Source organism: Streptomyces coffeae (assembly GCF_016741875.1).
In the GTDB taxonomy this organism is placed as follows: Bacteria; Actinomycetota; Actinomycetes; order Streptomycetales; family Streptomycetaceae; genus Streptomyces; species Streptomyces coffeae.
Genome location: NZ_JAERRF010000026.1, coordinates 1 through 14,152, shown reverse-complemented (window position 1 = coordinate 14,152; position 14,152 = coordinate 1). Strand labels below are relative to the sequence as shown.

General features: G+C 70.3%; 13 protein-coding genes and 5 tRNA genes. 5 read left to right on the top strand and 13 right to left on the bottom strand.

What is annotated here, in order from left to right:
* Positions 1-112 precede the first annotated feature (112 nt).
* Positions 113-817 (top strand): 2-phospho-L-lactate guanylyltransferase, encoded by a 705-nt coding sequence (gene cofC / locus JK363_RS31950; RefSeq protein WP_201880655.1) that lies wholly within the window; start codon positions 113-115, stop codon positions 815-817.
* 10 nt (positions 818-827) lie between these two features.
* Positions 828-1,031, top strand: coding sequence for a hypothetical protein (locus JK363_RS31945; RefSeq protein ID WP_201880653.1), 204 nt, complete (start codon positions 828-830; stop codon positions 1,029-1,031).
* Between the two features lie 78 nt (positions 1,032-1,109).
* On the opposite strand, the gene JK363_RS31940 is transcribed toward JK363_RS31945, so the two are convergent.
* The 4 genes from JK363_RS31940 to leuC form a co-directional block, all read right to left on the bottom strand.
* The gene (locus JK363_RS31940) at positions 1,110-1,682 is read right to left on the bottom strand and encodes an HU family DNA-binding protein (protein WP_201880652.1); all 573 of its coding nucleotides are present in this window, start codon (positions 1,680-1,682) and stop codon (positions 1,110-1,112) included.
* A gap of 125 nt (positions 1,683-1,807) precedes the next feature.
* On the bottom strand, positions 1,808-2,053 hold the full coding sequence (locus tag JK363_RS31935) for an SCO5555 family protein (RefSeq protein WP_176180444.1): 246 nt from the start codon (positions 2,051-2,053) through the stop codon (positions 1,808-1,810).
* A 124-nt stretch (positions 2,054-2,177) separates the two neighbouring features.
* The gene (gene leuD / locus JK363_RS31930; RefSeq protein ID WP_201880650.1) at positions 2,178-2,771 is read right to left on the bottom strand and encodes a 3-isopropylmalate dehydratase small subunit; all 594 of its coding nucleotides are present in this window, start codon (positions 2,769-2,771) and stop codon (positions 2,178-2,180) included.
* A 6-nt stretch (positions 2,772-2,777) separates the two neighbouring features.
* Positions 2,778-4,208 (bottom strand): 3-isopropylmalate dehydratase large subunit, encoded by a 1,431-nt coding sequence (gene leuC, locus JK363_RS31925; protein ID WP_201880648.1) that lies wholly within the window; start codon positions 4,206-4,208, stop codon positions 2,778-2,780.
* Positions 4,209-4,351: 143 nt separating this feature from the next.
* Between leuC and ndgR the strand changes: the two genes are divergently transcribed.
* Positions 4,352-5,068: an IclR family transcriptional regulator NdgR gene (ndgR, locus tag JK363_RS31920; protein ID WP_201880646.1), complete on the top strand. Its 717-nt coding sequence runs from the start codon at positions 4,352-4,354 to the stop codon at positions 5,066-5,068.
* Between the two features lie 149 nt (positions 5,069-5,217).
* Here ndgR and JK363_RS31915 read toward each other — a convergent pair whose 3' ends face one another.
* Positions 5,218-5,709: a DUF4188 domain-containing protein gene (locus JK363_RS31915; RefSeq protein ID WP_201880644.1), complete on the bottom strand. Its 492-nt coding sequence runs from the start codon at positions 5,707-5,709 to the stop codon at positions 5,218-5,220.
* 95 nt (positions 5,710-5,804) lie between these two features.
* Here JK363_RS31915 and JK363_RS31910 point away from each other — a divergent pair, with 95 nt between their 5' ends.
* Complete coding sequence (locus JK363_RS31910; RefSeq protein WP_201880642.1) at positions 5,805-6,443, top strand: MerR family transcriptional regulator; 639 nt, start codon at positions 5,805-5,807, stop codon at positions 6,441-6,443.
* Between the two features lie 72 nt (positions 6,444-6,515).
* Here JK363_RS31910 and JK363_RS31905 read toward each other — a convergent pair.
* The 8 genes from JK363_RS31905 to JK363_RS31870 all read right to left on the bottom strand — a co-directional run bounded on the left by JK363_RS31905 (position 6,516) and on the right by JK363_RS31870 (position 9,755).
* Positions 6,516-6,588, bottom strand: a tRNA-Glu gene (locus tag JK363_RS31905).
* Between the two features lie 24 nt (positions 6,589-6,612).
* Positions 6,613-6,684 (bottom strand) — tRNA-Gln (locus JK363_RS31900).
* 13 nt (positions 6,685-6,697) lie between these two features.
* A tRNA-Glu gene (locus JK363_RS31895) sits at positions 6,698-6,770 on the bottom strand.
* 30 nt (positions 6,771-6,800) lie between these two features.
* A tRNA-Glu gene (locus JK363_RS31890) sits at positions 6,801-6,873 on the bottom strand.
* A gap of 53 nt (positions 6,874-6,926) precedes the next feature.
* Positions 6,927-6,998 (bottom strand) — tRNA-Gln (locus JK363_RS31885).
* Between the two features lie 164 nt (positions 6,999-7,162).
* Positions 7,163-8,650 (bottom strand): glutamate--tRNA ligase, encoded by a 1,488-nt coding sequence (gene gltX, locus JK363_RS31880; RefSeq protein WP_201880641.1) that lies wholly within the window; start codon positions 8,648-8,650, stop codon positions 7,163-7,165.
* Positions 8,643-9,434 carry a fumarylacetoacetate hydrolase family protein gene (locus JK363_RS31875; RefSeq protein WP_201880639.1) on the bottom strand — a complete coding sequence of 264 codons (792 nt, stop codon included), beginning with the start codon at positions 9,432-9,434 and terminating at the stop codon, positions 8,643-8,645. The genes gltX and JK363_RS31875 overlap by 8 nt, the downstream gene beginning before the upstream one ends.
* 141 nt (positions 9,435-9,575) lie before the next feature.
* A complete protein-coding gene (locus tag JK363_RS31870) occupies positions 9,576-9,755 on the bottom strand; it encodes a hypothetical protein (RefSeq protein ID WP_201880805.1) in 180 nt (59 codons plus the stop codon).
* Between the two features lie 584 nt (positions 9,756-10,339).
* Here JK363_RS31870 and JK363_RS31865 point away from each other — a divergent pair.
* The gene (locus JK363_RS31865) at positions 10,340-14,122 is read left to right on the top strand and encodes a sensor histidine kinase (protein WP_201880637.1); all 3,783 of its coding nucleotides are present in this window, start codon (positions 10,340-10,342) and stop codon (positions 14,120-14,122) included.
* Positions 14,123-14,152: the final 30 nt, after the last annotated feature.

Here is a 14,152-nt window from a genome sequence, read left to right as displayed (position 1 = left end):
GCACAAGTGTCGCTCCAGGTACCCGGTCTGTCGAGGACACCGTAACCCCGCACGTCCCGGACGAGACCGACAGCGGGTGAGAATGAAGCCCGTGGGAACAAACGGAGCCCGTGTGGCGTGGACGCTGGTGGTGCCGCTGAAACCCCTGGCACGGGCCAAGAGCCGGCTCGCCGAGGCCGCCGGTGATGAGCTGCGGCCGGGGCTGGCGCTGGCGTTCGCGCTGGACACGGTGGCGGCGGCGCTGGCGGCCGGGCTGGTGCGGGAGGTGACCGTGGTCACCGATGACCCGCTCGCCGGACGTGAGCTGTCGGCACTTGGGGCCCGGATCCTGCCCGACCCGCCGGGAAGCGGACTCAACGCGGCGCTCGCGCACGGCGCCCGCGCCGTCCGGGAGGAACGCCCAGGAGCCGCTGTAGCGGCCCTGAACGCCGATCTCCCGGCCTTGCGGCCCGCGGAGCTCGACCAGGTGCTCGACACCGCTTCCGGGCTCCCACGCGCCTTTCTGGCGGATGCGGCGGGGGTGGGCACGACCCTGCTCTCTGCGGCGCCGGGCACCGTGCTCGCCCCGGCCTTCGGCGGGCCCTCCCGGGCCCGGCACCGGGAGTCGGGGGCGCGGGAGATCGAACTGGCCGGTGTGGACTCGGTACGGCGCGATGTGGACACCGGCGAGGACCTGCGAGCGGCGCTGCTCCTCGGCGTGGGTCCGCACACCGCCCGCCGCTTGGGCCCGGTGGCCGCGTACGGCCCGGAACCGGGCCCCGTTCCCGCGTCCGGGGGCCGGCCGCCCGTGCCGGAACGGACCTGCGGCGAGGGCTAGGGTGGCGGTCATGCAGGGAACCGCGTACACCTACGACCCCGAGACCCGCGCCGGAAGTGTGCTGCTCGACGACGGCACTCCGGTGCCCTTCGACGCGGCGGCCTTCGACGCCGGGGGGCTGCGGATGCTGCGCCCGGGGCAGCGGGTGCGGATCGAGGTGGAGGGCGAGGGCGAGGACCGCCGCGTGGTCCTCGTAACCCTGCAAACGTTCTGAACGCCCCGGGAACACCGCGGGCCGGGCTCCCCGAGGGAGCCCGGCCCGGCGCGTGACGGTGCGGCGGTGCGCCGCTGACTAGCGCTTCCTGGCGGTGGTCTTCTTGGCGGTCTTGCGCGCGGTGGTCTTGCGCGCGGGGGCCTTCTTCGCCGTGGCCTTCTTGGCCGCCGCCTTCTTGGCGGTGACCTTCTTGGCCGGAGCCTTCTTCGCCGCCGCCTTCTTGGCGGTGACCTTCTTCGCCGGAGCCTTCTTGGCCGCCTTCTTCGCCGCTGCCTTCTTCGCGGTGACCTTCTTGGCCGCGGCCTTCTTCGCGGCGACCTGGAGACTGCCCTTGGGAGCCTTCTTCACGGCGACCTCGCCACCGCGCGGAAGCTTCTTCGAGCCACTCACCAGGTCCTTGAAGCCCTGACCCGCGCGGAAGCGGGGCACAGAGGTCTTCTTGACCCGGACCCGCTCCCCGGTCTGCGGGTTCCGGGCGTACCGGGCAGGACGCTCCACCTTCTCGAACGAGCCGAATCCAGTGACCGAAACTCGATCCCCGCCGACGACCGCGCGGACGATGGCGTCCAAGACCGCGTCGACCGCGTCGGCGGCCTGCTGCCGTCCGCCGACCTTGTCTGCAATCGCTTCTACGAGCTGCGCCTTGTTCACGTCTTCCCCTTCGGAGACATTGCCAGAACGAATCTGTTCAGGCTTTTTCGCACGTTAGGCAGATATATACCGCAAATCAAACACGAAACGGGCTAATCACCCTTGTGCCGCAACGCACTCGATCGTCACGGACTTCCGTCGGAGTCGGGATCTTCGGGGAAACGCCCCTCGTCGAGGTCGTTCATCAACCGCTCCAGACGCCTTGCCGCGTCTGCGAGATCGTGTTTCGCCGCTGACGTGATGACCAGCAGCTTCCGGGACAGCGCCATCCGTACGCCCTCCGGGACTTGCAGTGTGCGCACCCTTGTGTGCGCTTCCTTGAGCCGGGCGGCGACAAGACCGTAGAGCTCGAGTTGGCCGTCGCGTTCCATGCACTGATTGTGCCATCTGAGGCGAGTTGTCGCTTCATGGGGCCTCAACATGATGATGCGCCGCCAGTCCGAGGACTGGCGGCGCATCATGCCAAACCTGCTCTGTACAGGGAGAACCGGGGGGTCAGGCATCCACCGTACGGGGCTTGAAAGAAGGACGACGTGCCTCGTACGCGGCGATGTCGGCCTCCTCCCTGAGGGTGAGACTGATGTCGTCCAGCCCCTCCAGAAGCCGCCAGCGAGCGTTCTCGTCAAGCTCAAAATCAGCCGTGATGCCCTCGGCGCGCACCTGGCGGTCGACGAGGTCCACGGTGACCTCCGCGGCCGGGTCGGACTCCACCAGCTGCCACAGCCGGTCGACGGTCTCCTGCGGCAGCACCACGGTCAGCAGGCCGTTCTTGAGGGAGTTGCCGCGGAAGATGTCGGCGAAGCGGGACGAGACGACGGCCTTGAAGCCGTAGTTCTGCAACGCCCACACCGCGTGCTCACGCGAGGAGCCGGTGCCGAAGTCCGGACCGGCCACCAGGACGGTCCCGCCCTTGTACTCGGGGCGGTTGAGCACGAACTCCGGGTCCTTGCGCCATGCCTCGAACAGCCCGTCCTCGAAGCCGTCGCGGGTGACCTTCTTGAGCCAGTGCGCGGGAATGATCTGGTCGGTGTCGACATTGCTGCGGCGCAGCGGGACGGCCCGGCCGGTGTGCGTGGTGAATGCTTCCATGACTGCTCAGGCCCCCACGGGAACGGTTGCGTCGACGTCGGACAGATCGGCGGGCGAGCCCAGATGGCCCAGCACCGCGGTGGCGGCGGCCACCTGCGGGGAGACCAGATGCGTACGGCCGCCCTTGCCCTGCCTGCCCTCGAAGTTGCGGTTGGAGGTGGACGCCGACCGCTCACCGGGCGCGAGCTGGTCGGGGTTCATGCCCAGACACATCGAGCAGCCCGCGTGGCGCCACTCGGCACCGGCCGCGGTGAACACCTTGTCCAGCCCCTCTTCGACGGCCTGGAGCGCGACCCGCACCGAGCCGGGAACCACCAGCATCCGCACCCCGTCGGCCACCGAACGACCCTCGAGGACGGAGGCGGCGGAGCGCAGGTCCTCGATGCGGCCGTTGGTGCAGGAACCGACGAAGACGGTGTCGACCGCGATGTCGCGCAGATGCTGACCAGCCGTCAGACCCATGTATTCCAAAGCCTTCTCGGCGGCCAGCTTCTCGCTCGCGTCCTCGAAGGAGGCGGGGTCGGGCACCGAGGCCGACAGGGGCGCGCCCTGGCCGGGGTTGGTGCCCCAGGTGACGAACGGGGCCAGCGCGGAAGCGTCGATGACGACCTCGCGGTCGAAGACGGCGTCCTCATCGCTGCGCAGGGTGCGCCAGTACCCGACGGCGGCGTCCCAGTCGGCTCCCTGGGGGGCGTGCGGACGGCCCTCCAGATAGCGGAACGTGGTCTCGTCCGGCGCGATCATGCCCGCGCGGGCGCCCGCCTCGATGGACATGTTGCACACGGTCATCCGGGCCTCCATCGAGAGCTTCTCGATGGCGGAGCCGCGGTACTCGATCACATAGCCCTGGCCGCCGCCGGTGCCGATCCTGGCGATGATCGCCAGGATCAGGTCCTTGGCGGTGACACCCTCGGGCAGTTCGCCCTCGACGGTGATCGCCATGGTCTTGAACGGCGCCAGCGGCAGCGTCTGGGTGGCCAGTACATGCTCGACCTGGCTGGTGCCGATGCCGAACGCGAGCGCGCCGAACGCGCCGTGGGTGGAGGTGTGGCTGTCGCCGCAGACCACGGTGGTGCCGGGCTGGGTCAGTCCCAGCTGCGGTCCCACTACGTGGACAACGCCCTGCTCGACATCGCCGAGCGGATGCAGCCGGACGCCGAACTCCGCGCAGTTCTTGCGCAGCGTCTCCAACTGGGCGCGGGAGACGGGGTCGGCGATCGGCTTGTCGATGTCGAGGGTCGGGGTGTTGTGATCCTCGGTGGCGATGGTGAGGTCGGTACGACGGACCCGGCGCCCGGCCTTGCGCAGGCCGTCGAACGCCTGCGGGCTGGTCACCTCGTGCAGCAGGTGCAGATCGATGAAGAGGAGGTCGGGCTCGCCATCGGCGTGCCGGACGACATGGTCGTCCCAGACCTTCTCCGCGAGTGTCCGTGCCATCGCTTTCCCTCCGGCCGGCGTCGCTGCGCGGCCCTGCCTCGTATCGGGTGCGTGCCCTGGTCCGCGGGCCCGCCATTCCAGAGTGGCGGGTCTCCCGGAAAATTGAACTTGCGTTTCACAGTGTGAGACGCGAGTATCGTTTCATGGACAACTCTAGTGGCGTCGGCGTTCTCGACAAGGCGGCTCTGGTTCTGAGCGCTCTGGAGTCCGGTCCGGCCACCCTTGCCGGGCTGGTCGGGGCGACGGGCCTCGCGCGCCCCACGGCACACCGGCTGGCGGTGGCACTCGAGCACCACCGGATGGTGGCGCGCGATATGCAGGGCCGTTTCATCCTCGGTCCGCGCCTGGCCGAGCTGGCCGCGGCGGCGGGCGAGGACCGGCTGCTCGCGACGGCCGGACCGGTGCTCACCCACCTACGGGATGTGACGGGCGAGAGCGCCCAGCTCTACCGGCGCCAGGGCGATATGCGGATCTGTGTGGCGGCAGCGGAGCGGCTGTCCGGACTGCGGGACACCGTGCCGGTCGGCTCCACGCTGCCCATGAAGGCCGGCTCGGCCGCCCAGGTGCTGATGGCCTGGGAGGAGCCGGAGCGGCTGCACCGCGGGCTCCAGGGGGCCCGGTTCACGGCCACGGCCCTGTCGGGCGTACGGCGGCGGGGCTGGGCGCAGTCGATCGGCGAGCGGGAGCCGGGCGTCGCGTCGGTCTCCGCGCCGGTGCGCGGGCCCTCCAACCGCGTGGTCGCCGCCGTCTCGGTCTCCGGACCGATCGAGCGGCTGACCCGGCACCCGGGCCGGATGCACGCCCAGGCCGTCATCGACGCCGCCGGACGGCTCAGCGACGCCCTGCGCCGAGGCAACTGATCGCCTCCGTCGAGGGCCCGGGTCTCCCCCGGCTACCGCCGGGAGGTGCCCCCGCCGGGGTGCCGAAGCCCCTGTCGGTGGTCGACCGTGCTCGGCATCCCATGCGGCGGAGCCGCCTGCACCCGGAAACAGGAAGGCGCCGGCGGGCCTCAGGCGCTCTTCAGTGACAGCCGGTCGGCCGCGCGGTCCCCGCGGCGGCCGACCGGAACCACTCCGGTGGCCTGCCCCAGGCCGAATTCCGGCATGTTGATGTACACCGACTCATAGGCACCGGCCGGGACCACATAGGTCTCGTGCCAGAAGCCGACCTTGCCCCTGCCCTCCCGGATCCGGCGGTTGAACGCCGCCCAGGCGGGGCGGTGCTCCTTGTCCTGGGCGACGGAGTACTCCAGCAGCTTCTCGTGCGACGACCAGTACTGGACCACGTAGATCACCCGCGGCGGGCCGAACAGCAGCTGGTAAGCCAGCATCCCGCTGTCCTTGTCCTGTGACAGCTCGCGCAGCATCCGCGGCATCGACGTGAACACCGGAAGCCAGCTGCGCGGCGCCCGGAAGCGGTTGATGCGCATCCCGATCAGGAAGACGGTCACGTCCCCCTCGGCCTCGGCGGTCATACGTCCTGCAAGCAGCTCGGCACCCATGGTGATCCCTCGTTTCCTCGCGCCGCGACAGGATTGGATAGCTGCGCTATCCATAACTTGGATAGTGCCACTCTCCAAAGGAAGGTGCAACAGGTATGCGACTGGCGGAGCTCAGCGAGCGCAGCGGAGTGTCCACCGCGACGATCAAGTACTACCTGCGCGAGGGGCTGCTGCCGCAGGGCGAGCGGATCACCGCCACCAAGGCCGAGTACGGCGAGGAGCATCTGCGCAGACTGCGGCTGGTCCGGGCACTGATCCAGGTCGGCCGGATGCCGGTGGCCACCGCCCGCGAGGTGCTGGACGCCGCCGAGGACGAGTCGCTCAGCGAGAACACCCGGATGGGAGCCGCGGTCTGGGCACTGCCACACGGCTCCGAGCCCGACGAGGACGACCCCGGGACGGCACGCGCCCGGGAGCAGGTGGACACCCTGCTGGGGCGGCTGGAGTGGACGTACTGCCAAGAGCTGGGCGCCACCTCCCCCGCGTACCGGATGCTGGTGTCGGCCATCGCGACCCTGGACCGCCTCGGATATCCGCATGGGACCGGCCACTTGCAGTTGCACGCCGGGCTCTCGGCCGAACTGGCTGTCGCGGACCTGGATCTGGTGGAGACCTACACACCGCAGGAGCGGATCGAGGCGGTCGTCGCACTGACCGTGCTGTACGAGCCGGTGCTGCTGAGCCTGCGGCGGCTGGCGCAGACCGAGGAGTCCCACCGGCGCTTCGACACCTGAGCGGGCATGCCCCGGGGCTCCGGCCAGGAAAGCGAAAGGCCCTCCGCACACCGCGGAGGGCCTTATCCCTTGTACCCCCGACCGGATTCGAACCGGCGCTACCGCCTTGAGAGGGCGGCGTGCTAGGCCGCTACACAACGGGGGCCTGATCAGCACAAGCTGTACTGCGCTGGGCTACCAGGACTCGAACCTAGACTAAATGAACCAGAATCACTCGTGCTGCCAATTACACCATAGCCCATGGTATAGACCAGTACCCCCGACCGGATTCGAACCGGCGCTACCGCCTTGAGAGGGCGGCGTGCTAGGCCGCTACACAACGGGGGCCCCAGCAGTCCTTCGTTTCCGAAGGATCCGTACCCCCGACCGGATTCGAACCGGCGCTACTGCCTTGAGAGGGCAGCGTGCTAGGCCGCTACACAACGGGGGCTTGGTCCTGCTTTGATCAAGAGATCCACCGGAGAATTCCGAGAAGATCTCTTGCTGGGGTACCAGGACTCGAACCTAGACTAAGTGAACCAGAATCACTCGTGCTGCCAATTACACCATACCCCACCAAAACGCCACCCTCGTAGGGGTTTTGTTTGGTTTGCGCCTCCGGTCGGCCTCTCGGCCCGCCCGTCCGGCGCAGGAAGAACATTACCCGATGGTGGACGGGCCACCAAAACGGATTCGCCGTGCGGGGGCGCCGCGTGCCGGGCACCCGGCGCCCCGTGGACTCATGCCGCCAGCTTCGCCAGCGCCGCGTCGATCCGGGCGAGGGTGCGCTCGCGCCCCAGGACCTCCAGCGATTCGAACAACGGCAGACCGACCGTACGGCCGGTGACCGCGACCCGCACCGGGGCCTGGGCCTTGCCCAGCTTCAGCCCGTGCTCCTCACCGGCCGCGAGGACCGCCTCCTTGAGCGGCTCGGCCGCCCACTCCGCCTCGGCCAGCTTGGCCCGAGCGGTGGCGAGCAGGGCGTCCGCACCCGGCTTCATGGCCTTCACCCAGGACGCCTCGTCCGTCACCGGCTCCGCCAGGAAGAGGAAGTCGACATTGGCGGTGATGTCGGACAGCACCGTCAGCCGGGTCTGGGCCAGCGGCGCCAGTTCCTCGAAGGCCGCGGCGTCGAACCGCTCGGGGGCCCAGGGTGCGTGCGGCGCCTGGAGCCAGGGACCACAGGCCTCGATGAACGCCTTCACATCCAGCATCCGGATGTGATCGGCGTTGATCGCCTCCGCCTTCTTCAGGTCGAAGCGGGCCGGGTTGGCGTTCACACCGTCGATGTCGAACGCCGCGACCATCTCCTCGATCGAGAAGACGTCCTGGTCGGCCGAGAGGGACCAGCCCAGCAGGGACAGGTAGTTGAGCAGCCCCTCGGGCAGGAAGCCGCGCTCCCGGTAGAGGTTCAGCGACGACTGCGGGTCGCGCTTGGAGAGCTTCTTGTTGCCCTCGCCCATGACGTACGGCAGGTGGCCGAAGGCGGGCACCAGACCGCCGCCCACCCCGATCTCGGCGAGCGCGCGGTACAGCGCGATCTGGCGCGGGGTGGAGGACAGCAGGTCCTCGCCGCGCAGCACATGAGTGATCTCCATCAGCGCGTCGTCCACCGGGTTGACGAGCGTGTAGAGCGGAGCGCCGTTGGCCCGCACGATGCCGTAGTCCGTCACGTTCTCCGGCGTGAAGGTCAGCTCACCGCGGACCAGGTCGGTGAAGGTGATCGGCCCGTCGGGCATCCGGAAGCGGACGATCGAGGAACGCCCCTCGGCCTCGTACGCGGCGATCCGCTCGGCGGTCAGGTCACGGCACTGGCCGTCGTAACCGGAGGGACGCCCGGCCTTGCGCGCCGCCTCACGGCGCTCCTCCAGCTCCTCCGCGGTGCAGTAACAGCGGTAGGCGTGCCCGGCCTCCAGCAGCTTGTCCGCGACGTCGGCGTAGATGTCCATCCGCTGCGACTGGCGGTAGGGCGCGTGCGGCCCGCCGACCTCGGGCCCCTCGTCCCAGTCGAAGCCCAGCCAGCGCATCGAGTCCAGCAGCTGCTCGTACGACTGCTCGGAGTCGCGGGCCGCGTCGGTGTCCTCGATGCGGAAGACCAGGGTGCCGCCGTGGTGGCGGGCGAACGCCCAGTTGAACAGAGCGGTGCGGACCAGGCCGACATGGGGGTTGCCGGTCGGCGAGGGACAGAAACGAACCCGCACGGGGGCGGGGGAGCTTGCGCTAGCCACGCTTGATCACCTTGTTGGTGAGAGTGCCGATGCCTTCGATGGTGACGGCGACCTCGTCGCCGACGGAGAGCGGGCCGACGCCCGCCGGGGTGCCGGTGAGCACCACGTCGCCCGGGAGCAGTGTCATGGCCTCGGTGATGTGCACGATCAGATCCTCGATCGGGCGCACCATCTCGCTCGTACGGCCGAGCTGACGCTGTTCACCGTTGACCGTGCACATGATGCCGAGATCCCCGGCACGCGTCAGGTCGATATCGGTCTCCACCCAGGGGCCCAGCGGGCAGGAGGTGTCGAAGCCCTTGGCCCGCGCCCACTGCTCCTCACGGCGCTGCACATCACGCGCGGTGATGTCGTTGGCGCAGGTGTAGCCGAGGATGACGTCCTTGACGCGCTCCCGCGGCACCTCACGGCACATCCGGCCGATGACCACGGCCAGCTCGGCCTCGTGGTGCACCTCGGAGGAGAAGGAGGGGTACACGACCGGGTCACCGGGGCCGGTCACCGAGGTGGACGGCTTGAAGAAGGTGACCGGGACGTCCGGGACCTCGCTGCCCAGCTCGGCGGCGTGCTCACGGTAGTTGCGGCCGATCGCGACGACCTTGTTCGGCAGCACGGGCGGCAGCAGCCGGACCTTGCTCAGCGGGATCTTCTGCCCCGAGCGCTCGAAGTCGGCGAAGGGATGGCCCTTGATGATGTCGACGACCGGGCCGTCCTGGCCGGACGGCTCACCCTCGACCACTCCGAAGGCGACGTTGCCGTCGATGGAGAACCTGGCGATGCGCACGGGAAGCTGCTGCCTCTTAACTGGACTCGCTGGAGACTGACGCTCCAGGCTATCGCTCCGCGTCCCGCGCGCCGCCGCGTCGCCGGCCGGGGGCGGTGGTGTCCACCACGGCCGCCCGGCCGGGCGGTCCCGGGTCAGGTGTCAGTGGGCCGGGGCCTCGGTCAGCACGGTGCGCCGCGGGTTGGCGGTCTGGACCGGCAGATCGACGGAGTGCTCCGGCTGCTCCTCGGTCGCGGTCCGCAGCTCCTCGGCATCCTTCAGATGCGCCAGGTTGGTGCGCTGCGGGTTGGCTATGGTGCGGAACATCATCGTCGTCTTCACTGGGGTCATGCCTCGCTGTTGTCGTCTTGACCGGCTGTGTAAAGCGTCAGGCTAGAGGCGGCCTTGCCCACGAATTCGCAGAAAAAGTCGCCGTCAGCATGTGATTTTGCTCACGAATCATCGGGCAAATGCCGCATTGGCGACAGTTGATTCAATCGCCCTAAACGGACATTGCCGCTCCGAAGCTGACGTTCCGCTCTTGATCGCCGCTAGCCGGACACGCGAGGCGCACGCTCGACTCGTTCACAAACGTCCGCTATTGCCGACATAACTTTCCACGTCCGGTAATAATGCCCGTACGCAGCGTCACGCGCATCACACCCTCATCCCCTGCCCTTGTTGCAGCATCCGGCACTGTGCTGGAATTCCCGGGACCGCCGCGGGAATCGGCCGGCGCAGGGGCGCAGAGAGGCGCCGAGCGGCGGGGGTTCCTCTTGTCGATACGAAAGGAAGCGCGCCGGTCACTCACGACCGACAGGGGGGATCGCGGTCCCCCACGACTCGACACCGCTTCATCGTCGCTCGGTGAAGCGCCTGGTCCAGAGGTTGCGACGCTAGTGCAGGGACGTTTCAAGAGGGATGGTATGGGGGCTTCCCCGGCCCGCCAGGGCAGAGGGGAAGCTTCGGCGGACCCGGAGCCGCGCGGTGCGACGGACCGCGGCTCCTCGCCTCAGCGCGCCCAGAGCACCGGCAGGCCGTCGGCCGACCAGGGCTCCGAGTCCGGCGCGCAGAGCGCCCAGGCGGCCGGCAGGTCCGGCGGCGGCAAGGCCGCCGAGCAGCCCAAGCCCAAGACCCCCAGCGGGCCCGGCAACCGCATGGCCCTGCGCAACTGGCGCATCAGCACCAGGCTGGTCTCCCTGCTCGCGCTCCCCGTGGTCGCCGCGACCACCATGGGCGCCCTGCGGATCCAGGACTCGCTCGACAACATCGAGCAGCTGGACCAGATGAAGCTGCTCACCGAGATGACGCAGCAGGCGACCCAGTTGGCGAGCGCCCTCCAGGAGGAGCGCGACAAGTCGGCGGGGCCGCTGGCGGGCAGGGGCAACGCCAAGGACGACCGCGTCGTCTCCACCCGTGAGGACACCGACCGCGCCATCTCGGCGTTCCGCACCGCCACCGACGACATCGACCCCGGTGACCAGTCGATGGCCGGTGTGCAGTCCACGCTCGTCGATATCAGCCGTCAGCTCGGCAAGATCAATGAGATCCGCGACAAGGCGTACGACAACAGCCAGTACTACTCGCTGACGGTCCAGAACTACAACGAGCTGATCAACTCGCTGCTGTCGCTCTCCCAGGACATGGCGCAGGCGACCAGCAACCGCGCGATGATCAACAACACCCGCGCGCTGGCCACCTTCTCCTCCGCGAAGGAGTACGCGTCCATCCAGCGCGCGCTGATCAGCGCCGCGCTCGCCGATCCGGACGGCGCCGAGTTCTCCGCCAACGACCGCCGCTTCGCCAAGACCGCGGTGGACCGGGAGAACGAGGCCCTGGGCCGCTTCAAGCAGATCCGCCAGGGCAACTCCGAGGACCTCCTCGAACCGCTGGACAGCCGCCCGGACATCAAGGCGGCGACCATGTACGCCGACCGCGCGGTCCGCGACCCGGACGGCCTGACGGCCGAGAAGCGCACCGATCTGGACTGGTACGACCAGGACAGCATCAAGATCGAAGAGATGGGCAAGATCGAGGAGTCGCTGCTCAGCGAGATGCAGCAGAAGGCTCATGAGCTCCGTCAGGACGCCCAGCAGGACGCGATCATCGGTGGTGCGATGGTCCTCCTCGTCCTCGGCGTCTCCCTCGTCGGCGCCTTCGTCGTCGCCCGCTCCATGGTCCGCTCGCTGCGCCGCCTCCAGGACACCGCGCAGGACGTCGCCCAGAAGCGGCTGCCCGAACTGGTCAAGCAGCTCTCCGAGTCCGACCCCCAGGACGTGGACACCTCCGTGGAGTCCGTCGGTGTGCACAGCCGGGACGAGATCGGCAAGGTGGCCACGGCCTTCGACGACGTGCACCGCGAGGCGGTCCGTCTCGCCGCCGAGCAGGCGCTGCTGCGGGGCAACGTCAACGCGATGTTCACCAACCTCTCGCGCCGCAGCCAGGGCCTCATCCAGCGTCAGCTCTCGCTCATTTCCGAGCTGGAGAGCCGCGAGGCCGATCCGGACCAGCTGTCCTCGCTGTTCAAGCTGGACCACCTGGCCACCCGTATGCGCCGTAACGGTGAAAACCTGCTGGTCCTCGCCGGTGAGGAGCCGGGCCGCCGGTGGACCCGGCCGGTTCCGCTGGTGGACGTGCTCCGCGCCGCGGCCTCCGAGGTGGAGCAGTACGAGCGCATCGAGCTCAGCTCGGTCCCGGCGACCGAGGTCGCGGGCCGGGTCGTCAACGACCTCGTCCACCTGCTCGCCGAGCTGCTGGAGAACGCCACGTCGTTCTCCTCGCCGCAGACCAAGGTCAAGGTGACCGGTCACGCCCTGCCCGACGGGCGGGTGCTGGTCGAGATCCACGACACCGGTATCGGACTCTCGCCCGAGGACCTGGCCGCGATCAACGAGCGGCTGGCCAGCCCGCCCACGGTCGATGTGTCGGTCTCCCGGCGCATGGGTCTGTTCGTGGTCGGCCGGCTGTCCCTGCGGCACGGCATCCGCATCCAGCTCCGGCCGTCCGACTCGGGCGGTACGACGGCCCTGGTCATGCTGCCCGTCGACGTCGCCCAGGGCGGCCGCAAGCAGGGCGCCCAGGCACCCGGCGGCGGCAAGGCCGGTGCGGGCGCGCCGGGTTCCGGCGGACCGGGGAACGGCTCGGCGGGTCTGCTGGGCTCCGCCCCCTCACGGCGCCAGGTGCCCGGTTCCGCCTCACGCGCCGCGCTGCCCGGCAGCGGCACCACCGGCAGCGGACTGCCGACCCGGCCGGTCGGTGCCGGGACGGGCCCGCAGGGCGGCGCCCCGTCCGGCGGCAGCCTCTTCGACTCCGGACGGCCTCCCGGCCCCCGGGGCAACGCCCCCGCGGGCCCCGGCGGTCCGGGCGGCCCCGGTGGCGACTCCGGCCGCCCGCCGCTTCCGCAGCGCGGTGACGGCCCGACCGTCGCCCCGCCGACCGGTGCCCCGGCCCGTGCCGACTCCGGCGACCAGGGCGCCCGTCCGCAGCTCCCCACACGCGACCGCGCACCGGAGCTGCCCGCTCCCACCCAGCCGGGCACCAGCTGGGGCGCGCGCCGCGCGGCGGCGGGCGACGACGACTGGCCGACCACGCCCCGTGACACGGGCGACGCGCCGCGCGGCCATGAAGAGGCCGGCTCCACCGGCCAGTTCGCCCGGCCCGACCAGGGCGACGGTCCCGATATGTTCGAGCCGCGCCGCGGCCCCGGCGACACCGGCGAGTTCGCGATGCCGGGCCGTCCGGACACCGCGGGTGCCCGCGGACCGCAGGACGCGGGCCGCGGACCGGGCGACACCGCCCAGTTCGCGCGCCCGGACTTCAGCCAGGGCCCCGGCGACACCGGTCAGTTCGCGCGCCCGGAGCTCGGCCAGGGTCCGGGCAGCACCGGCGAGTACGCCCGTCCCGACCTGGGTCAGGGTCCCGGGAGCACGGGCGAGTACGCCCGCCCCGATCTCGGCCAGGGCCCCGGCGACACCGGGGAGTTCGCCCGTCCGGATGTGGGCGCCGCCGGACCCGGCGACACCGGGGAGTTCCCGCTCCCCCGGGACCCGCGCGGCAACGCCGGGCAGGAAGAGTCGCTGCCGCCCGCCGGTCCCGGCGACGGCCGTACGCCGATCTTCGACACCATCGAGTCGAACTGGTTCCGCGAGCAGGCCGGACCCACCGACACCTCCGGTGGGCACTCCCAGTTCCCGTCGGCGCCGTCGGAGCCCGCTCAGCCGAGCCGCCCCGCGCGGCCGGCCAGGCCCACCGCGCCGGAGCCGCCCGTATCCGGGCAGCCGGCCGCTCCGACCGTTCCCCCCGCCCCGCGCCCGCAGCCGGCGTCCCGGGGCACCGGCGAGTTCGCCGGACACCATGGCACCAACGGCGCGAACGCCGCCGGTCCCGGTGGTCTGAACGGCACCGGTTCCTGGCGTACGTCGGCCAACGACGAGCGCTGGCGCCGTGCCGAGCAGATCCGTGAGCCCGCGGCGGGCGGTGTCACATCGTCCGGGTTGCCGCGACGGGTGCCCCGCGCGAATCTCGTGGAGGGCGCCGCGCAGTCGGCCCAGCCCACCCAGAGCGGGCCGCAGGTGTCTCGCGCGCCCGACGATGTACGCGGGAGGCTGACCAACCTCCGCCGGGGGATCCAGCAGGGCCGTCAGGCCGGAACCGACTTCGACGGCAATCACGATCGCGGCGTAGGCCCGACTTACCAGCAGGAGCGTTAGTTGAGCCCGATGAGCCAGGCGGCGCAGAAT